Genomic DNA, 20,509 nt, shown 5'->3' with positions numbered 1-20,509 from the left:
AATGCGGTGGCTCTTCAGCCCGGGGTGAAGGACCAGCCGCCTGCCGAAAAGCTGGTCGTTCCACGCGTCATAGGCTCCGAAAGTAGCGACATGGTCCGGCCCGTGATTGTAGCGGACGCCATCGTCGGGAGGCTGTCGACGACGACGAAGGGCGGCGTCGCGCTGGGCCTGTTTTGCCCTGCGGAGTTGTCGCCAAAAGCTTTGTTCACTCGCCGCGATCCCGTCAGGTCTACCGCCAGCTACGCGCGCACCGGCTTCACGAGATTAGGACCCGGCTCGATGCCGTTGAAGGCGGTGCCTTCCTGATCGTTCGGGTAGCTTGGCGTCTTCCGCGCGGCGCACCAAAACTTCTATGGCAGCGACAGGGTTTTTGCCGCTAGGGGAAGGGCATGGGTGAAATCGAACGGCTCGTTCCTTCGGGGTTGGTGGAACAATGGGCAATGCATCTCCGGCGGCAGCGATCGCGCGCGATGGACGCGATCTGGCTGATCGATAGCGGCTTTACCGTGCATGACGGGCGGGACGGCGTGCCGACCGAAGATGCGACCGCGCGCTACCGCGCGGAGCAGGCCGAGGTGATCGCCGAAGTCAGTCGCTTGATCGAGCAATATGACGCCATCAACCTGCGGCAATCTGGCGAAGAGCCGGAATAGCCGTCGCGCCGCCCCGCACGCGGCGAAAAACCCCGCTCGGGCCCGTAAGTGCCTATCGCAAAGCGAATTTCGTGTTCCGCTCGGGCCATCGCCTGACACCAAACTGACGGTTGACACCGGTTACCGCTGCTGAAATAAAGCGGGGGTATCCGGCGGTGATCGGGATGGGGAGGTTTGGCGTTCATGGGGCGCCGCACTCCCTTCGAACTTTGATGGCGGGCCATGACAGGCCGTGTCATCGCGAAGCACAAGGGCCGAGAACAGGTCGGCGAAGGGGAGAGAGAATGATCCGTCTCACAGTTTCGAATGCACGGCGAACTGCGCTTTTGAAGAGCGCGTCGGCCGGTGCGCTCATCGTCGGGCTGGCACTGCCTGCGTCCGCATTCGCGCAAGCCGCGACCACCACCAACCAGACGCCGGAGACGGTGACGACGGCGACCGATCCGGCGACCGGCGTCGAGGCGCCCGCGCAGGATCCGTCGGTTCAGGAAGACGTTACCGCGGATATCGTGGTGACCGGTTACCGCGCGTCGCTGAACGCCGCGATCAACGCCAAGCGCGAAGCGACCGGCATTGTCGACGTCATCAAGGCGGAGGACATTGCCGACTTCCCGGATAACAACCTCGCCGAGTCGATCCAGCGCATCCCCGGCGTCGCGATCAACCGCGATCAGGGCGAAGGCCGCAACATCACCGTGCGCGGTCTCGGCCCGGTCTTCACGCGCGTTCGGATCAACGGCATCGAAGGCCTGTCGACCACCGGCGGCGCAGACGCATCGGGCGGCGCCAATCGCGGTCGCGGGTTCGATTTCAACGTGTTCGCATCCGAACTGTTCAACTCGATCACGGTCCGCAAGTCGGCTTCGGCGGATGTCGAGGAAGGCTCGCTCGGCGCGACCGTCGATCTCGTCACCGCACGCCCGCTCGATTACAAGGACGACTTCACGCTGGCCGGTTCGGCACAGGTCGGCCTGAACGACCTGTCGAACCAGGTCGATCCGAAGCTCGCCGCGCTGGTGTCGAAGAAGTTCGCGGACGGAACGCTCGGTGTCCTGCTGTCGGCCGCCTATTCCGAACGTGGCATCCGCGAGGAAGGCCCGTCGACCGTCCGGTGGGAACGCGGCACGGACAATGGCGGGTTCGCCCCCACCTCCACGTTGCCGCAGGGCGCGCAGCAGGCTTATGCCTTCTTCCACCCGCGCATCCCGCGCTACGACAGCTATCAGTACAAGACGGAGCGTCTCGGCCTGACCGGGTCGATCCAGTGGCAGCCGAGCGACAGCACGTTGCTGACGGTCGATGCGCTGTACGCGAAGTTCAAGAGCCAGCGGTCGGAACAGTATCTGGAGGCGATCTCGTTCAGCCGGTCGGGCACAGGCAAGCCGCAGACGGTGATCCTGCCCGGCGCGGTCGTCGACTCGAACAACAGCCTGGTTTCCGGCACGTTCAACAACGTCGATGTCCGCGTCGAATCGCGCTATGACGAACTGACCACCAAGTTCCAGCAATATACCGCCTCGCTGCATCATGAGTTCGGCGAACGGCTGACCTTCGACGCGCTTGGCGGCTATTCGAAATCGGCATTCGCCAACCCGATCCAGACCACGGTCGCGCTCGATGCCAATAACGTGCAGGGCTATAGCTACGATTTCCGCGACGGTCGCACCCCGACGTTCAACTATGGCAATCTGAATGTTCGCGACCCCGCCGCCTTCACGCTCGCCGAAATCCGTTTGCGCCCGCAATATGTCGACAACGACTTCCGCGTCGGCCGCGCGCAATTGGCGTACAAGCTCAGCGATCCGCTCAGCATCGTGATCGGCGGCGATTATAAGAAGTATAATTTCTCGTCGGAGGAATATCGCCGTACCAGCGAAACCGATGTGGCGGGTCTGGTGGGGGCGGGGCAACTCGGCCCACTCTCGACGCTCTATTCGTTCAGCCCGGATACGGCGCTCGGCGGGACGCCGGGGACGTTCGTAGTGCCGAACCTGGGCGCGTTCGCAAACACGCTGGGCATCTATTCGAACACCGGCCGCTTCGCGCTGACGGGCATCACCAATGCCTCGGCACGGGGTAACTTCACGACGGTCAGCGAACGCGACATCGGCGGTTTCGGCCAGCTCGTCTACAAGGGTGAAGTCGCCGGGCTGGACGTGAAGGCGGACGCAGGGTTGCGCTTCGTCGAAACCCGCCAGAGCTCGACCGGTTATCAGAATACGGCGACGGGCTTTCTGCTGGTCGATGTCGATCGCACGTATCGCAACTGGCTCCCCTCGGCGAACCTCAGCGTCAACCTGACCCCGGACTTCGTCGTCCGTGCGGCCGCGGCGCGCGTCATCGCACGGCCGAACATCGGCACGCTCAGCCCGGGCGGTTCCTTCTCGGTGAGCGGCGGCAACCGCACGTTGTCGCTGGGCAATCCGTTCGTCAGCCCGACCAAGGCGACCGACGTCGACCTGTCGTTCGAATGGTATTTCTCGCGCGGGTCGTCCTTCGTCGTCGGCCTGTTCTACAAGGACATCTCGTCCTTCGTGGCGACCAGTACGGATACCATTCCGTTCAACCAGTTGGGCCTGCCGGAAAGCCTGCTGACGGGAACGAACGCGTCGGCGACCGACCTGTTCACGGTCACGCAGCCGGTCGACAGCCCCGGCGGCAAGCTGAAGGGGATCGAGGTCGGCTTCCAGTCGCAGCTGAAGTTCCTGCCAGGTGCGCTTAGCAATCTGGGCGTGCAGGCGAACTACACCTATGTGGATTCGAACATCGTCTATCCGCTCGCCGCGCCGGTCGGTTCGCCTACGGTGACGCAACCGCTGGTCAATTTGTCGAAGCACAGCGCGAACGGCACATTGTACTATGAGGACAAGATCTTCTCGTTGCGTGGTTCGGTCGCGTATCGCAGCGGCTTCCTGACCTCGGTTCCGGGTCGCAACGGCGTGCCGGCGGGAACGGGTCCGGTGTTCAACCCCAATGCGGGTAAGCCGACGTTCAACGATGTCGAAGGTACGCACGGGACGATCAACGTCGATATGTCGGCATCGGTGAAGGTGACCGAGAACGTGTCGCTGACACTGGAGGCGATCAACCTGACCGACGAATATGTCGATCAGTATATCGACAGCGCCGCCGATCGCCTGAGCGTGTCGCACCATACGGGACGGCAGTTCTACTTCGGCGCACGCTTCAAGTTCTGACGATGATCGGCGCGATCCTGACGCTGGTCGCGGCACAGGCGGCGGTGGCTTCGGTCCCTGCCGCCGAACGTCCGATGGTCGTGATCGAAGAACGCGCCACGATCCGGCGCGAGCCGCCCCCGCATGGCGCGATCGGGATGAGCACGGCGTACCGGATCAGCGACGGCGTCGACGGCCGGACGATGGAGTTCCGCAAGCGCATCCTGCACCGCGGCGCGGCGATCGGGGTGCACCGGATCGATCATGACGAAGTATATTACGTCCTGTCCGGCACCGGCGAGGTGACGTCGGGCGGGGAGCGCAGGACGCTCACGCCCGGTATGACGGCCTATCTGTACAGCGGCGCGACGGTCGGCATCCGACAGACCGGGGGCAAGTCCTTGTCGCTGATCATCTCCTATCCGCTGGCCAAACCCGTCGCGGCCAAATGAGGCGTGCGGCCTAGCTCCCGGGCTGGATATACGGAATGCGCGCGAACTGCTCGCGTTCCCACCGGCGCGGATCATCCACCACCCTGGACCGCGCATCGACCACCAAGGTCGCGCGTCGTGCGAGATCGTAGACCGGCCACCCGGCCGATCCCGCACGGTTCGGATCGCCGGTACGCGCAAAGGCGACGAACGCATCCTGCAACGCGGCACTCGCCGCGCGCGCATCCGCCCCGGTTCCGGTTTCCGACCCCGCGGCCCCAAGCGTCCCGAACACCAACGGAATGTCGAGCGTATGGAAGGCACCTTTCCGCGGGTTGGTGCGCGATGCGAAATCCAGCTGGTACACCCACGTCCGCGTGCCTTGCGCCGCCCGCGCCTCCGCCTCGATGATCTGGCCGCGCCAGCTTCGGGCAGCAGTCGTCGCGCGGTAGAATATCTGTTCCGGCGACCAGCCCGGGTAGCGCGCACGGAATTGCGCCACGACCCATTCGGGCAGCACGTCGATGCGCAGTTCGGGCGCCATCGTCGCGGCGAGATTGTCCCAGGTCAGCGCCCGTATCCGTGCGGACGCAGGAGAAATGAAGCCGCGCGTCTCGTCCTGCGTATTGCCGAGGATCATCGGGATGCCGCGCGATTGCGGGTTGGCATCGGGCCAGAACGGATGCCGGGTCAGCCACGTCATATCCAGCACGGGCCCGAAATACACACCGCCGCCAAGGATCGGATCGGTGGTGGCTAGCGCATCGACCAACTTTTGCGCGGGCATAGCTAGCAAAGGCGACAGATCGCGCTCCGCCACGCCAAGTTTCGCCAGAAAGGCCCGCGCGCGCAGCGTCGCGTTGATCGGTCCCGACGCCGTGACCTGCTGCCCGCTCATCGTCGCCGCGCGGTGGAACAGGCCCTGCGCGGCCGGCATCCCCATCAACGTCGCGATCTTCGCGCCGCCGCCGGACTGGCCGAAGACCATCACCCGCCCCGGATCGCCCCCGAACGCCGCGATATTCTCGCCGATCCAGCGCAGCGCGAGGATCAGGTCCAGTTGCCCGGCATTGCCGCTGTCGGGAAAGCGCGGGTCGATCCGCGCGAGATACAGATATCCGAACGCGTTCAGCCGGTGATTGATCGTCACCACGACGACGTCGCCGTGCGCGGCCAGCGTTGCGCCGTCGTTCAACGGATCGGTGACGCTGCCGTTCGAATAAGCGCCGCCATGGATGTAGACCATCACCGGACGCGCTGCGCGGCGATCAGGCGCGGGCGTCCAGATGTTGAGGAAAAGGCAGTCTTCGGACTGCGGCGTATACGGTCCGTTCTGAGGGGCGACCGGGCCGAATTCCCGCGCGGCGACTACCTGCCGGGGCGGGGCGACAGGTGTCGGCGATCGAAAGCGTTCGGCGCGACCATAACGAATGCCGCGAAACCCCGTCACGCCGTCTTCGCGCGCTCCTGCGAATGCTCCGGCGGGCGCACGAACGATCGGATCCGCGGGGAGTGCAGCGGTTGCGCGCGCGCCGGCCAAAGCCGCCGCAGCCCCCGCGCCGATCACGCCGCGGCGCGTCCAGCCCTCAACGCCGGACGTCGAGACCCCCGGCGAGATACGCATCGACATCGGCCTGACGGAACAGGCTCGCATCGCCCGGCAACGAATGCTTCAGCGCGGCGAGTGCCAGTCCCGTGCTGGCGGCGGCGGCGCTGTCGCCACCCGATCGCAGCGCGTGGAGAACGCCGGCGGCAAAGGCGTCGCCCCCGCCGATCCGGTCGACGATCCCGGCCAGCGTCACTTCCTCCGTCTGGGCATGGCCCTCGCGAGTGTCGACGCGCGCGGACAGGCGGTGCAGGTCGACATGATCGACGTGGCGCGCGGTCGAGGCGATCGTCCGAAGCTTCGGGAATGCGCTGAAGGCGGCATCCGCGGCCTCCCGTCGGCGCACCTCCGCATCGGCGGAGAATTCGCGGTCCAGCAGCAATGCGATGTCGCGGTGATTGCCGAACATCAGATCCGCCTCCGCCACCAACTGGTTCAGGATGTCGCGCGGGTTCGAATCCCACCGTTCCCATAGCTTGCCACGCCAATTGCCGTCGAACGATACCGCGACCCCGCGTTCCGACGCCGCGCGTACCGCGGCCAGTGCACTTTCCGCCGGCACTGGACCGAGCGCGGGCGTGATGCCCGACAGGTGCAACCGGTCCACGCCGTCCAGCAATTCATCCCACTGCCACCCCGAAAAGGGGGCTTGCGCGAAGGACGACCAGGCGCGGTCGTAAATCACTTCGGTCGCGCGCATCCCCGCGCCCGACGTGACGAAATACAGCCCCATCCGTTCGCCGCCAAACTGGATCGCCGACGTATCGACGCCGTGTCCGCGCAATGTCGCGATCGCCGAGCGGCCGAGATCGTTGTCCGGCACCATCGTCGCGAACCCGACATGATGGCCCAGCTTCGCCAGTTGCGTGACGACGTTCGCCTCGGCACCCGCCACCCACACGTCGAATCGCGGCGTCTGCATCAGCAGTTCGCGGCCCGGCGGGGACAAGCGGAGCATCATCTCCCCGAATGCGAGAAATTGTCCCATCAGCGTGCCAGCCAGCCGCCATCGACCGCAAGGATATGGCCCTGGACATAGTCCGCCGCCGCCGATGCGAGGAACACCGCCGCCCCGCCCAGATCGCTGGCATCGCCCCACCGCGCGGCGGGGATGCGATCGACGATCGACTTGTTGCGCGCCTCGTCGGCCTGCAACGCCGTCGTGTTGTTGGTCGCGATATAGCCGGGGGCGATCGCGTTGACGTTGATCCCCTTCGCCGCCCATTCGTTCGCCAGCAGCTTGGTCAGCCCACCGATACCCGATTTGGACGCGGTATAGCTCGGCACGCGGATGCCGCCCTGGAACGTCAGCATCGACGCGATGTTGATGATCTTGCCCTTGCCCTGCGCGATCATGTGACGGCCCGCCGCCTGGCACAGGAAAAATACCGACTTCATGTTGGTATCGACCACGGCATCCCAATCTTCCTCCGTGAAATCAACGGCATCCGCGCGGCGGATAATGCCGGCATTGTTGACCAGAATGTCCAGCCCACCAAGCTTTTCCAGCGTTTCGTCGACAACCCGTTGCACCGGCTCGATCGAGGACAGGTCGGCGGACACGATCTCGGCCCGGCGACCCAGCGCCCGGATCTGCGCGACCGTATCGTCCGCCGGGGTCCGGCCGACGCACGCCACGTCGGCGCCCGCGGCCGCCAGCGCGACGGCGATCGCCTGCCCGATACCGGTGTTCGCGCCGGTGACGACGGCAACTTTTCCTGAAAGGTCGAAAGGGTTCATTCTGGTCTTCTCCGCGTCCCGCCGGGGATGGCAGGGCGTTGATCTTCTCCCCTCCCTGGAAGGGAGGGGCCGGGGGTGGGTGGAGTGCTCGCGATACGGATGATCACGCGAAGGGGGCCGCCGTATCGCCCGGCCCGGACCCACCCCCAACCCCTCCCTTTCAGGGAGGGGAGCTTAAGGTTCGCCCCTCCCTGAAAGGGAGAGGAGCTTAGGGTCATCCCAACTGAAAGTGAGGGCAGCCTAACCCAACCTCACGCCAGCTGGCAGATATCCAGCACGTTCATATCCGTATAATCCTGATTCTCGCCCGCCATCGCCCAGATGAAGGCATAGGCCTTGGTGCCGGACCCCATGTGGATCGACCAGGGCGGGCTGATGACCGCTTCCTCGTTCGCCATCACGATGTGCCGCATCGCTTCGCCTTCGCCCATGTAATGGAAGACGCGGTCGTTCGGGCCATCCAGTTCGAAGTAGAAATAGATCTCGCTGCGGCGTTCGTGGATGTGCGGCGGCATCGTGTTCCACACGCTGCCCGGCTTCAGCACGGTCAGGCCCATGACCAGTTGCGCGCTGTCGCAGATGCCCGGAATGACGAGCTGGAAGATCGTGCGCTCGTTCGATTCCTCCAGGCTGCCGCGTTCCAGCGCGTTGGCATCGCCGATCCCCAGCTTGCGCGTGGTGAACGCCTTGTGCGCCGGGCAGGACGCCAGATAGAAACGCGCGCCATCGCCCGAAAACTGCACGTCCTTTGCGCCCATCGTGACGTACAGGCAGTCCTTGTTGCCGAGCGTGAAGGTCTCGCCGTCCACGGTGACGGTGCCTTCGACGGTGCTGACGTTGACGATCGCGAGTTCGCGGCGCTCCAGGAACGGGTGGCCCGCCGCCGATGCCGGCTCGGTCTGGTCGGGCAGCTTCACGCTGCCGCTGGCGACCGCGACGCCACCGATCACGAAGCGGTCGGCATGCGTATAGTTCAGCACGCATTCCCCGTCGCGGAATAGCCCGCCGATCAGGTAGCGGTCGCGCAGTTCGTCATTCGAGACGCATTCCATCATGTCGGGATGCGTGGCGTAATAGGTACGGTCGAACATCTTGGGTCTCCGGTATCAGGCTGCCGCGGCGAGCGGCGAGGGTTGATCGATTCTATAAGCGCGGCGCACCAGGCCGCTGGTCAGTTCGTGCGCCAGATCGGCGGCTTCCCAGTCGGCGATGCGGTGTTCGACGACGAGTTGCGCGAGGAAGCCGCAATCGACGCGGCGCGCGACGTCGTGGCGCGCCGGGATCGACAGGAAGGCGCGCGTATCATCGTTGAAGCCCACGGTATTGTAGAAGCCGGCCGTTTCCGTCGTCGCCTCGCGGAAGCGGCGCATGCCCTCGGGCGAATCGTGGAACCACCAACTCGGGCCCAGCTTCAGGCAGGGATAATGACCGGCCAGCGGCGCGAGTTCGCGGGCGTAGGTGCTTTCGTCCAGCGTGAAGAGGATGATCGACAGGTCGGTCGAATTGCCATGCCGGTCCAGCAGGGGCTTCAGCGCATGGACGTAATCGGTGCGAGTCGGGATGTCGGCGCCCTTGTCGCGCCCGTGGCTGGCGAACAGGCCGGCATTGTGATTGCGGAACGATCCGGGGTGGATCTGCATCACCATGCCGTCTTCCGCCGACATGCCGGCCATTTCCGTCAGCATCTGCGCACGGAACAGTTCGGCATCGGCCGGCGTCCAGTCACCACGCGTGACCTTCGCGAACAGCGTCTCGCATTCGGCCGTCGACAGGTTGGCGGTGGCGGCGGTGGGGTGACCGTGGTCCGTCGCGGTGGCGCCCGCCGCGCGGAAATCGGCCCGGCGCTTGCGGTGCGCCGCCAGATAGCCGCGCCAGTCATACACGTCCTCGCCGGTCAGTTCGGCGAAGCGAGTCATGGCGGGCACGAACGCCTCATGCTCGACATCGACCACGCCGTCCGGGCGATAGGTGGTGACGACGCGGCCGTTCCAGCCCGACTCGCGGATGCGGTGATGCGCGCCCAGATCGTCCTGCGCGCCTTCCGTCGTGGCAAGGAAGTCGATGCGGAACCGGTCGAACAGCGCTCGTGGGCGAAACGCATCGGTCGCAAGCTTTTCCGCGATCGTGTCGAAATACAGGTCGGCGGAAGACGGCTCCAGCGCCACGTCGAACCCGAAGACCTCGGCGAATACATGATCCAGCCACAAGCGCGACGGCGTGCCGCGGAACAGGTGATAATTGGCCGCGAACAAGGCCCAGGCCGCGCGGGGATCGGTCGCCGGAACGCCACCCTTGTCCGGGATGGCCAGCGCATCCAGCGCAATCCCCTGGCTGTACAGCATGCGGTAGAGATAATGGTCGGGCGCGAGCAGCAGCGACGTCGCGTCGGTCCAGGGCTGGTTGCCGGCGAACCAGCCGGCGTCGGTATGGCCGTGCGGGCTGACGATCGGTGCATCTGCGACCCCGGAATACAGATCACGCGCGATCCGGCGTGTCGTCGGATCGGCAGGGAACAGCCGGTCGGGGTGCAATTCCAGTCGCCGTGCCATAGCCTGTGTCCGTATCCATCCTCTGCAAGCCGCGTCGTCTGCTCGGCTGTCTTAATTGGTAACCGGTGTCAGCCGATCATGCAAGGATCACGCGGCCGGCGGGGTCACGGATGCGCGTCGAATCAGGGTCGACAGGAAGAGCGACGGCTCATCCACCGCATTCTCTTCGAGTGAGGCGGTGATCTTGAGCGCAGCCGACCGCGCCATCGACGCGATCGGCCAGCGCACCGTGGTCAGCGGCGGCCAGACATGCGCGGCGACCGGCGTATCGTCGAACCCGATGATCGACAGGTCACTCGGAATATCCAACCCTCGCTGCCGTGCCGCATGCATCACGCCGGCGGCCATCTCGTCATTGCAGGAAAAGATCGCGGTCGGGCGCGGCATCAGGTCGAGCAGGCGACCGGCGGCTGAAATGCCTGATTCGAAAGTATAGTTTCCGTCGGCGATCATGCTGCGCGAAATCGGGATATTCGCCGCATCCAGCGCTTCCTCGAATCCCAGCCGACGCTCGCGCGCCGACCGGAAACCATGCGGCCCGGCGACCAGGCCGATCCGGCGATGGCCCTGCGCGATCAGATATTCGGTCGCCCCGCGCACCGCCTCCCGATCGTTCGACGCGACCATGTGATCGTCGTCATCCAGTTGCGCGGACCCCATCCGGACATAGCGGCATCCGATTTCCGAACATAACTGGGCAATGGAATCATTCTCGCTGATGGGGGGCAGCAGGATCAGTCCGAACAGCCGCTGGCGCTCGAGGAAGTGGCGCAGATCCTCCAGCATCGTCGCCGATCCGCGATCCAGCGGACGCACGACCAGTTCGAACTCGGTACCGTGCAGCGCCTCCAAGATCCCCTGCTGCACGTTCATCACCATCTGCGCATTGGGATTGTCGTGAACGAGCCCGATCAGGAAATTGCGGCGGAGTGCGAGCGCGCGGGCCTGCGGATTCGGGATGTAGCTCAATCCGCTGATAACGTCCTCGACCCGCCGCCGGGTGTCGTCGTTCAGCAGGGGCGATCGGTTGATCACGCGGCTGACCGTCTTTTTCGAAACGCCCGCGAGCCGCGCTACGTCGTTGATCGTCGGCTGGCCGGTCTTCTTCATAGCTCCAGTGCATAGCCGGGCGAAGGTGCAGCCGCCAGCACTTGCGATGATATTGCCGCTCCGGCATTGATAGTCGCGGCTGACACCGGTTCCCGTTACCTTCGCAAAAGGCATAGCATTCGTGATCAAGGCCCTGCACATCGACCCGCGCGACAGCGTCGCGACCTTGCTGGACGACGTGCCGGTCGGCGGCGCGGTCGAGGTCGATGGACGGACGATAGAGTCGCGCGCGGCAATTGGCCGCGGCCACAAGATAGCCGTCGCGCCGCTCGCGCCCGGGGAAGACGTCGTCAAGTTCGGCTTTCCGATCGGTCGCGCGACCCAATCGATTGCGGTCGGCGATGTGGTGCACAGCGACAACCTCGCCACCGGTCTTGTCGGGGAACTCGATTACACCTTTATGCCCGCGGCCGCCCCTCACCTCACGGGCGGGCAGGACCAGTTCATGGGCTATATCCGCGCCGATGGCCGCGTCGCCACGCGCAACGAAATCTGGGTATTGCCGACGGTCGGTTGCGTGGCCCGCACCGCCGACCGGATCGCCGCGCGCGGTAACGCGCTGGCTTTGCCCGGTATAGACGGCGTCCATGCCTTCACCCACCCGTTCGGTTGCTCGCAACTCGGCGACGATCTTGCCGCGACGCGCCGGATCCTCGCCGGCCTCGCGTGCAACCCGAATGCCGGGGGAGTCGTTATCGTCGGGCTTGGCTGCGAATCGAACCAAATCGAGCAGTTGATGGCCGAAATCCCGGCCGATCGCCGCGCGGTCGTCAGGACATTGGTCGCGCAGCAGGCGGAGGACGAAGTCGAACAGGGCGTCGCCCTGGTCGAGCAACTCGCCGCCTATGTCGCCGCGACCCGCGAGCCGGTCGCCTTCGATCGCCTCGTGCTGGGCGTGAAATGCGGCGGGTCGGACGGCTTTTCGGGCCTTACCGCCAACCCGCTGGTCGGTCGGATGAGCGACCGGGTCGGCGGCGCGGGCGGGCGCGTGATCGTCACGGAGATTCCAGAAGTGTTCGGCGCCGAACAGATGCTGATGAACCGCGCCGCAAGTCGCGACGTGTTCGATCGCATCGTCACGCTCGTCAACGACTTCAAAAGCTATTTCCTGTCGCACGGCGAGCCGGTTTCGGAGAATCCGTCCCCCGGCAATATCGCGGGCGGGATCACCACGCTGGAGGAGAAATCGCTCGGCGCGGTGCAGAAGGCGGGGCGCGCACAGGTCATCGATGTGATCGGATATGGTCACGCCGCGACGCAGTCCGGGCTGACCCTGCTGGAAGCGCCCGGTAACGATGCGGTGTCGTCCACCGCCTTGGCGGCGGCCGGGGCGACGGTGATCCTGTTCACCACCGGGCGAGGAACGCCGCTCGGCTTTCCCGTACCGACGATCAAGATCGCATCGAACAGCGCACTCGCCGCCCGCAAGCCGAACTGGATCGACTTCGACGCGGGACAGGTGCTGAACGAAGGTTTCACCGCGGCGGAAGACGCGCTGGCAGGCCTGATCGGACGGGTCGCATCGGGCGCGGAAACGGCGGCGGAACGGAATGGCGAACGCGAGATCGCGATCTGGAAACGCGGCGTGACGCTGTAACTTCGGTTGGAAATCGGACACCGGCACCGCGCAGGCTATTGTCATTGACACCGGTTTCCCATAGTCATCGCCGACAGAAGAATAGTGAGTGGGGAGGCGAGCGCGTAGCAATGTCCGGTCAGATTTCCGAGAACATCAACGGCATCGCCCGTTCTTTCGTCGATGCCCGCCGCACCGGCCGCGCATTGCCCGATTTTCCCGGCGACATGCCCGACACGCTCGAAACGGCCTATGCCGTGCAGGATGCGGCGATCGCGCTGTCCGATCGTCAGGTGGTCGGGTGGAAGGTCGGACGGATCAATCCTCCGATCGACGGAATCAACCGCCTCGCTGGACCGATCTTCGCCGATCAGGTGAAGGACGCGCAGGACGATCCGGTCGCGATGCCGGTCATTTCCGGGGGTTTGCCGCCGGTGAAGCAGAGTTCCTGCTCTGCATCGGCACCGCGCCCGATCCCGCGAAGCAGTCCTATACGATCGCCGAGGCGACGGCGCTGATCGACGCAGTGCATGTCGGGATCGAGATCGCCAGTTCGCCTTTCCCCGGCATCAACGATCACGGCGCGACCGTCACGATTTCCGATTTCGGCAACAATAACGGTCTGGTCGTGGGCGAAGCGATTCCGAATTGGCGCGATCAGGATCTGGTTTCGTGGCCGGTGAGCCTCACGATCGACGGGGTGGAGGCAGGCGCCGCGACCGCCGCGACGATGCTGGACGGCCCGTTCGGTGCGGCGCGGTTCCTGTTCGAGGCGATGGCGCTGCGCGGTATCGCGCTACAGCCCGGCCAGTGGATATCTAGCGGTGCCGTCACCGGCGTCCACCGCGTCGCGATCGGCGCGGCCGTCGAGGCAGTGTTCGACGGCCGACTGACGGTCGCATGCAAGATCAAGGCTCAATAAGGGCCAGGTAAACGGGAGAGAATGTGATGGCACAGGCACCGGAGTCCGCGATCGGCGCAGCGCCGGATGGCGGAGTGGTGGATCGGGCGGCCGGCACGGTCGGGCGCTATCGCTGGGTGATTTGCGGCCTGTTGTTCGCGGCTACCGCCATCAACTATATCGATCGCCAGATGATCGGCGTGCTGAAGCCGACCCTGCAGGCCGAATTCAAATGGACCGAGGGCGATTTCGCCACGATCGTGTTCTGGTTCCAGGTCGCCTACGCAGTCGGTTACATCAGCTTCGGCAAGGTGGTCGACAAGCTCGGCGCGCGGCTCGGCTATACGATCGCGATCATCATCTGGACGATCAGCCACATGGCGCACGGCCTGGCGGGCAGCATCACGCAGTTCGCGATGGCGCGCTTCGGCCTCGGTATCGGTGAATCCGGAAACTTCCCCGCGGGCATCCGCGCGGTGACGGACTGGTTTCCGCAGCGTGAGCGTGCATTCGCGATCGGTGTGTTCAACGCCGGCGCCAATGTCGGCGCGATCATCACGCCGTTGCTCGTCCCGTTCCTCGTTCTCGCCTTCGACTGGCGCGTCGCCTTCTACATCACCGGCCTGTTCGGGATCGTGTGGCTGATCGCGTGGTGGGCGATGTACCGCCACCCGCGTGAGCATTCGCGCGTCGGCGCGGCGGAACTGGCGTGGATCGAACAGGATCCGGCCGACCCCGTCGTGCCCTTGCCCTGGTTGCGCCTGCTGACGGTGCGTGAGACATGGGCCTATGCGCTGGGCAAGTTCTTCATCGATCCAATCTGGTGGTTCTTCCTGTTCTGGCTGCCGGGCTATCTGTACGAACGCTACGATCTCGACCTGAAGACGTTCGGTCTTCCGCTGGCGGCGATCTACCTGTTGTCCGATGTCGGCAGCGTCGGTGGCGGGTATCTGTCGTCGCGCCTGATCAAGGCCGGCAAGTCGCCCAACTTCGCGCGCAAGCTGACGATGCTGATCTGTGCTTTCTGCGTGCTGCCGATCTATTTCGCGCAGGATATCGACAATGTCTGGACGGCGGTTCTGGTGATCGGGCTGGCGACGGCGGCGCATCAGGCCTTCTCCGCCAACCTCTACACGTTGCCGTCGGATATCTTTCCGCGCGGTGCGGTCGGGTCGGTCGTCGGCATCGGCGGTACGGTGGGTGCAGTGGGCGGGATGGGGATGGCGTGGTTCACCGGGTCGATCCTCGACGCGACGGGCAGTTATTCGACCCTGTTCGCGATCTGCGCCAGCGCCTATTTCCTGGCGCTGCTCGCGGTACACCTGCTGTCGCCGCGGCTGGCACGGGTCGAGGTATAAGGCGCACGAAGCGCCCGCCGGGAGAGAGAGTGTGACAAGAACCCGCCTGATCCCGGCGTGCCTCATCCCGGCGGCGGCGCTGATCGCATGGGCGCCGATTGCCCATGCGCAGTCGGCTAAGGACGCGACCGGCCTGCTGTTCCGCGCCTCGGCGGATACCAGCCTGACGGCGGAGGTCGCCGGCGGCGATCCGGTGCCCAATTTCCGGAGCGGTGTGACGGTCGTCCCCGATGGCGCGATCGGCGGGGCGGCGCGCTGGGCCGACGATGGCTATGTCGCGTGGAAGGCACCCGGCAACATCCGCGCGGCGCGGGGGACGCTCGCTTTCTTCTGGCGCGCGCGGACGCCGGTGGGCGAGGCGCCATTCAACATCTTCCGCGTGTCCTTCGCGGATCATTCCAGCTGGGACATGGCGTTCCTGCGCATCGATTATAACGGCCACGGCTTCGACGCGTTCGTCACCGACGCCAATCTGTCGCGCGTCCGCGTCTCGTACCGCATGCCCGTCCTGCCCGCCGCCGATGCCTGGCATCATATCGCGGTATCGTGGGACGAGACGGTCGGATTGCGCCTGTACGTCGATGGCAATGAAGCCGCCCGTCGCGACCAGAAGGCGGATCTGGACAGCGGCCTCGACCAGTTCGGCCTCGCCGGCCGCGTCCTCTCCCCGCATCAGGTGCAAAGCCGCTACAATTTCATGCGCGGCAGCGACGTCGACGAGATCCGCGTCTACGATAGCCAACTGGACGCCGCCGCCATCGCCGCGCTTGCCGACAAGCGGGACCCGGCCGCGCCACCACTACGCGACACGCGCGCCGAACGCGCCGCCTGGCTCCACCGGTACGGCTGGGACCGAACATCACCTCCATTGCTCGACGCCGCCGTCACACGCATCCGAAAGGTCGAATTCGCCGACGCGAAGGACCTGAAACAGTGGATGTGGAAAGGCGTGGACGGCATCACCGAGACCACCTGGCCCGGCGTCTACAATCGCTCGCGCCTTCCCGGCCGCAACGACTATTTCGAACTGCCCGACTGGAACACCTATGTCGAAGGCGGCAAGAGATACGACCTGACCGTCCCGCCCGGCGAGCGCGTCAACCGCATCGAAATCCGCGGCGCGGCCTATGGCACGCTCGACTGGAGCGACGGCGGGAAGGCGGTGACGCTGGCCAGACGACCGCAAGGCGTCGTCCGCTCGGTCGATCGCTTCACCCCGCGCACCGGTGGCCGCTTCGGCTTCACCAACGTGATGCAGGAACAGCCGATCCAGGAAATCTGGGCGTATGACGTTTCGGCGGGCGCGGTGCCGACGGGCAGCTTCTCGCTCGACTACACGATCAATTCCGATCTCGCGCCGAAGCTCGCCGCGCTCGACCCGCTGAATGCCTTCATCGCTGGCCGATACGCGCCGGACGAACGCGAAACGGTCCTCGCCACGCCGACGTCCGGGATCAAGGCGGCGGTCGGCGCGGGTGCGGCCGGCGCGACCGGGCCGGTCGCCCGGATGAAGGGCGCGCAACCGATCGTCCATATCCTGATCCCCGCCAGCTATGGCGACGCCTATCCGGATCAGCCGATCGCGCGCGCCTGGGATTATGGCTGGCAGAATCTGAACGCCGGTCTGGACGGCATCGCGATCGACCTTCCCGCGCTGAAATCGACCGCCAACGCCGCCGGACTGATCCCGTTGAACATCCGCGTGAAGGATCCGCTCTGGCCCGGTCGCGACATGATCGACGTGTCGGTCTCGGTCCGCCCCGGTCAGCCGCGCACCGTCTGGCTCGATCTGCGTGATCGTATCCTGTCCAACGACAGCCTGTATGTATCCGTGGCCTCGGCCGCGCCCGACTTCGACGCCGCGGCGCTGAACGGCGCGAAGATCCGTCTGGTCTTCAAGGACCGCGCAGCCGCGCTGCCCGAACACGTCGCCGATCGCCTGAATCAGGTGAAGGACAATTGGGGCTTTCTGGTCGAGGAACACACCGCTTCGAAACGCGCCGGTCTTTATGCCCGTCTGTTCGCGGATATCGGTGATCTGCTGCGCGTCGATCCCAACAATGTTCGCGCCCGCGCTTATTGGGCGGACATCAACTACCGCCCCGAAAACCTGCCCCCTTACGCGTCGCCGGCGGTGCCCGCCGATACCCCCGCCTGGGCGTTCCGCCAGATCGAGGATCTGAAGCAGGTCCGGCACTTCGTCGACTGGTGGATCGACAATCGTCAGGTGCCCTATGGCGATTTCGGCGGCGGTATTTCGGACGACGTGGATCTGGCGCAGCAATGGCCGGGGCTGGCGCTGATGGGGGTGAAGCCGGACAGGATCCGCGCCTCGCTCCGTGCGCTCGCCGATGCATCGTACAAGAACGGCATGCGGGTGAACGGCCTCGGCTATATCACCACCGACGAACTGCATGCCTATGAGGAAGGCCTGAACTCCGACGCGGCGGACCTCTATCTCAACTGGGGCGATCCGAAGGCGGTCGAGCGGTTGATGGCGACGACGCGCGCGCTGCAAGGCGTCATCCTGCGCAATCCCGCCGGCCATCTCCACTTCGCGAGCAACTGGTATGGCGGGCGCAAGATGTACCGCGAAGGGCCGTGGGAATGGCAGAAGCCGTATAGCTGGACGGTCATGCACGCCCCGATCCTGCTCGGCCTGTACAATGGCAATGCGCAGGCCCGCGGGCTGGTCACCGGGCTGGTCGACGGCTGGATGGCGCATGGCGTGCAGGGCGCGGACGGCCAATGGAGCTATCCCAACGAGATCAACTGGCGCACCGACCAGACGCGCGTCGGCGACGGGGGCGGGGTGAACACGCCGCTGCAATCCGTCTGGGCTGCATGGCGCTTTACCGGGGATGACAAATATCGCCGCCCGATCGACGCGCGTCTGGCCAGGTCCGGCCCGAGCGCGCTGGCCGAACTGAACGAAAACGCCTTCGCGACCTATCCCGGCGGCGCGGCGCTACGAAAGAAAGCGACGGGGCAGGACCCGTTCGGCCAATATGCCCGCTGGTCCGAAACCGGCGACACGGCCGTTCTCGCCGCGCTTCACGCGCAAGCCGCTGCCGACAAGGCGCAGCACCAGGATATGTATACCGAGGGGCATTGGTGGTCCGATCGCGTCGATCAGCCGAATGATATCCTGCAGCGCGAACGCCTGGGCGGCATCGCCTTGCGCCGCAACCAGACATGGCCGGGCAATACGGTCAGCTGGCGCTTCGCGAACGAAGGCGCGGGCGAACAGGTCGCGATCCTGCTGCCGGGCGCGACGCCCGACCGGTTCCGGGTCATCGCGTATAATATGAGCGACGCCGAACAGCGGGCGGCCATGACGACGTGGAACGTCACGGCGGGTCGGTGGACGATGCGGCTATCGACCAGCACGGACGAAAGCCGGACGCTGGTGCCGGCCGGACCGGCCCGGCCGGTCGAACTGGAACGGAGCGCGAGCGTCGATGTCGCCTTCGCGCCGCGCACCACGACGGTCATGGACTTTGCACTCCAGACGCCGACGACGCCGGTCGAGGCACGGCCGGATCTCGGCATCGGTGCCGACGACCTGCTCGTCCGGGGGATCGCGTGCGCGTGACGGTGCATAGCCTCGGCGCGGTCGCCGCGCGCGGTGGACGTGCGGAGCTGGTCGCGGCAGATGGCCGGGTGCTGGGCAGCACGATCGTACCCGATATCGCGGCTCCGACCGATCTGGCGCCGAAGATCGTGCCGGTCGAACTCCGCATTCCGGTGGGTTCGGACCGCGCCGGGCTGGCCGTGCGAGTCGCGCTACCTGGCGATGCGCCCGAAACCACGCGCCTGAACAACGTCGCGCCGCTACCGCGATGATCGTCACGCGGCGATCCGTTTTGGCGGGGGCGGGCGCGGTCATCCTGTCCTCCGGCGCCAGGGCGCAGCTAGGCGCGGATGCGGCACTTCGCCCGTTGCTCGATGCCGCCGCGACAACCGATGCACCCGCAGACATGGTCGATCGCCTGTCGCGGATCGATCCCGCGTCTTTGTCCCCGTCGGCCCGCGCCGATCTGATCACGGCGCTGTCGGGGTTGCGTATCGACGTGCAACTGGCCGACCGCTTCCCGAACGGTGCGGCAATGTCGGCCGGCCGATATCGCCTGCTGCTGCGCCGGATCACGAGCGACGATGCCGACCCCGGCGCAGTGATGCGGCGTCTGGCTGCGGAACGTCGCGCGCTGACCGACCGTGCGGACCGGCTCATGAAACGCCTCGGCCGCGCGACGGGCACGGTGGGCGCGCGATATTCCGCGATGTGGAGCGATCCTGCGTGGCTGTATAGCGACGACGATGCCGGCCGGGACCGCGCCGTGGCCGAAATGAATCGCACGCTGGCCGCGGCCCGGCTCCAGGCGCTGCGCGATTATCCCGGTATCCCTGCTTATTGTTTCGACGTCTCGGTGCGCAGGATGAGTGCAGCGGACGAGGCGGCGGGCCGCGGGGGCTATCGCGACCTGCCGACGGCGACGATGGCCGGTGCCTATGTCGTGGACCTGAAGCACATCCGCCGCCGGCCAGGCTGGACCTTGCCCAGCGTCGTTCGGCACGAAACGTTGCCCGGACACATGATCCAGTTGCCGATCGAAGGCTCGGCCGCGCCGCATCCGCTACGCCTTCGCTATGCCCCCGGATTTGCGGAAGGATGGGCAAACCACGCCGAACGGATCGCGCTCGTTCAAGGCGTATACGCCTCGGATCCGATGGCGGAACTCGGATGTCTTCATTGGCTGCTGTTCCGCGTCAATCGCGCGCTGGTCGATCTGCACATCCATCTGTCCGGCTGGAGCCGCGCCGACGCCGTCCGCCGGCTCGTCGAGTGGCAAGGCGAACCGGCCTATTTCGCGCCGTTCGACGTGGATATCGATCGGATCGTCAAGGATCCCGGCGCGCGCGTGGCGGAAGCCGTCGCGTGGTTCGCGCTCGACGATCTGTGGCTTCAAAAGGGAGGGTGGGACGCCCTTCAGCCGCCGCCGTTCGGACGGGTGCGCAACGATCGCCTTGCGAACTGGATGGGGTGATACGCCGCCGGTATTCGATCTGGGAAACGGACGTGGGGGAGAGCGCACGCGGCTGCTCCATCCCCCACACTGCAATCGCGCCGTTGCCGGTCTAACCGGCTGGCTCCACTCCTCGAACATATTATTTTTGTTCGGCGTGACGTCAGCAATCGTCGCCTAGCTCAAAACGAGGTCAAAAAAAGGGCCGGCCCCATTAAAAGGCCAGCCCTTGAAAGTTTTAGGAGAGGATGCCTGAAAGGCACCCCCTTTGTGCAGCGCAGCATGGTTTGATGCAAGTGCGAAAGCATCCATCGCGATTGCGTTTGATGCACTCGTAAAGGACTGGTGAAGGGGCCGGTCCGCCTGCAGCAGCGATGGTTTA

The 20,509-nt window shown here is 65.6% G+C and carries 15 protein-coding genes and 1 pseudogene; 10 read left to right on the top strand and 6 right to left on the bottom strand.

What is annotated here, in order from left to right; all coding sequences use genetic code 11:
* Positions 1–6: 6 nt before the first annotated feature.
* The 4 genes from H5J25_RS13405 to H5J25_RS13390 all read left to right on the top strand — a co-directional run bounded on the left by H5J25_RS13405 (position 7) and on the right by H5J25_RS13390 (position 4,281).
* On the top strand, positions 7–306 hold the full coding sequence (locus H5J25_RS13405; protein WP_202091754.1) for a hypothetical protein: 300 nt from the start codon (positions 7–9) through the stop codon (positions 304–306).
* A gap of 83 nt (positions 307–389) precedes the next feature.
* Complete coding sequence (locus tag H5J25_RS13400) at positions 390–653, top strand: hypothetical protein (protein WP_202091753.1); 264 nt, start codon at positions 390–392, stop codon at positions 651–653.
* Positions 654–937: 284 nt separating this feature from the next.
* Positions 938–3,850 carry a TonB-dependent receptor gene (locus H5J25_RS13395; protein ID WP_202091751.1) on the top strand — a complete coding sequence of 971 codons (2,913 nt, stop codon included), beginning with the start codon at positions 938–940 and terminating at the stop codon, positions 3,848–3,850.
* 2 nt (positions 3,851–3,852) lie between these two features.
* Positions 3,853–4,281 (top strand): cupin domain-containing protein, encoded by a 429-nt coding sequence (locus H5J25_RS13390; protein WP_202091749.1) that lies wholly within the window; start codon positions 3,853–3,855, stop codon positions 4,279–4,281.
* Between the two features lie 10 nt (positions 4,282–4,291).
* On the opposite strand, the gene H5J25_RS13385 is transcribed toward H5J25_RS13390, so the two are convergent.
* The 6 genes from H5J25_RS13385 to H5J25_RS13360 form a co-directional block, all read right to left on the bottom strand.
* Positions 4,292–5,884, bottom strand: coding sequence for a carboxylesterase/lipase family protein (locus H5J25_RS13385; RefSeq protein WP_202091747.1), 1,593 nt, complete (start codon positions 5,882–5,884; stop codon positions 4,292–4,294).
* Positions 5,847–6,854 carry a sugar kinase gene (locus H5J25_RS13380; protein WP_202091745.1) on the bottom strand — a complete coding sequence of 336 codons (1,008 nt, stop codon included), beginning with the start codon at positions 6,852–6,854 and terminating at the stop codon, positions 5,847–5,849. The genes H5J25_RS13385 and H5J25_RS13380 overlap by 38 nt, the downstream gene beginning before the upstream one ends.
* Positions 6,854–7,606, bottom strand: coding sequence for a 2-dehydro-3-deoxy-D-gluconate 5-dehydrogenase KduD (kduD, locus tag H5J25_RS13375; RefSeq protein ID WP_202091744.1), 753 nt, complete (start codon positions 7,604–7,606; stop codon positions 6,854–6,856). The genes H5J25_RS13380 and kduD overlap by 1 nt, the downstream gene beginning before the upstream one ends.
* 251 nt (positions 7,607–7,857) lie before the next feature.
* Positions 7,858–8,697: a 5-dehydro-4-deoxy-D-glucuronate isomerase gene (gene kduI, locus H5J25_RS13370; RefSeq protein ID WP_202091742.1), complete on the bottom strand. Its 840-nt coding sequence runs from the start codon at positions 8,695–8,697 to the stop codon at positions 7,858–7,860.
* A 15-nt stretch (positions 8,698–8,712) separates the two neighbouring features.
* On the bottom strand, positions 8,713–10,155 hold the full coding sequence (gene uxaC / locus H5J25_RS13365; RefSeq protein ID WP_202091740.1) for a glucuronate isomerase: 1,443 nt from the start codon (positions 10,153–10,155) through the stop codon (positions 8,713–8,715).
* An 87-nt stretch (positions 10,156–10,242) separates the two neighbouring features.
* Positions 10,243–11,265, bottom strand: a complete 1,023-nt coding sequence (locus tag H5J25_RS13360; RefSeq protein WP_202091732.1) for a LacI family DNA-binding transcriptional regulator — start codon at positions 11,263–11,265, stop codon at positions 10,243–10,245.
* A gap of 121 nt (positions 11,266–11,386) precedes the next feature.
* On the opposite strand from H5J25_RS13360, the gene H5J25_RS13355 reads away from it, so the two are divergent.
* The 6 genes and pseudogenes from H5J25_RS13355 to H5J25_RS13335 all read left to right on the top strand — a co-directional run bounded on the left by H5J25_RS13355 (position 11,387) and on the right by H5J25_RS13335 (position 20,148).
* Positions 11,387–12,862: a UxaA family hydrolase gene (locus tag H5J25_RS13355; protein ID WP_202091730.1), complete on the top strand. Its 1,476-nt coding sequence runs from the start codon at positions 11,387–11,389 to the stop codon at positions 12,860–12,862.
* Between the two features lie 110 nt (positions 12,863–12,972).
* A pseudogene (locus H5J25_RS13350) lies at positions 12,973–13,763 on the top strand (2-keto-4-pentenoate hydratase).
* Positions 13,764–13,789: 26 nt separating this feature from the next.
* On the top strand, positions 13,790–15,100 hold the full coding sequence (locus tag H5J25_RS13345) for an MFS transporter (protein ID WP_202091728.1): 1,311 nt from the start codon (positions 13,790–13,792) through the stop codon (positions 15,098–15,100).
* Positions 15,101–15,131: 31 nt separating this feature from the next.
* Positions 15,132–18,695 (top strand): LamG-like jellyroll fold domain-containing protein, encoded by a 3,564-nt coding sequence (locus tag H5J25_RS13340; protein WP_318781310.1) that lies wholly within the window; start codon positions 15,132–15,134, stop codon positions 18,693–18,695.
* Positions 18,692–18,946, top strand: coding sequence for a hypothetical protein (locus tag H5J25_RS21410; RefSeq protein ID WP_318781308.1), 255 nt, complete (start codon positions 18,692–18,694; stop codon positions 18,944–18,946). Before H5J25_RS13340 ends, H5J25_RS21410 begins: the two co-directional genes overlap by 4 nt.
* Positions 18,943–20,148, top strand: a complete 1,206-nt coding sequence (locus tag H5J25_RS13335) for a DUF885 family protein (RefSeq protein WP_202091726.1) — start codon at positions 18,943–18,945, stop codon at positions 20,146–20,148. The genes H5J25_RS21410 and H5J25_RS13335 overlap by 4 nt, the downstream gene beginning before the upstream one ends.
* The last annotated feature ends 361 nt before the right edge of the window (positions 20,149–20,509 follow it).

It is taken from the genome of Sphingomonas aliaeris (genome assembly GCF_016743815.1).
Lineage (GTDB): Bacteria > Pseudomonadota > Alphaproteobacteria > Sphingomonadales > Sphingomonadaceae > Sphingomonas > Sphingomonas aliaeris.
Note: the sequence above shows the minus strand (reverse complement) of the source record. Positions and strands in the feature narration are given on the sequence as shown.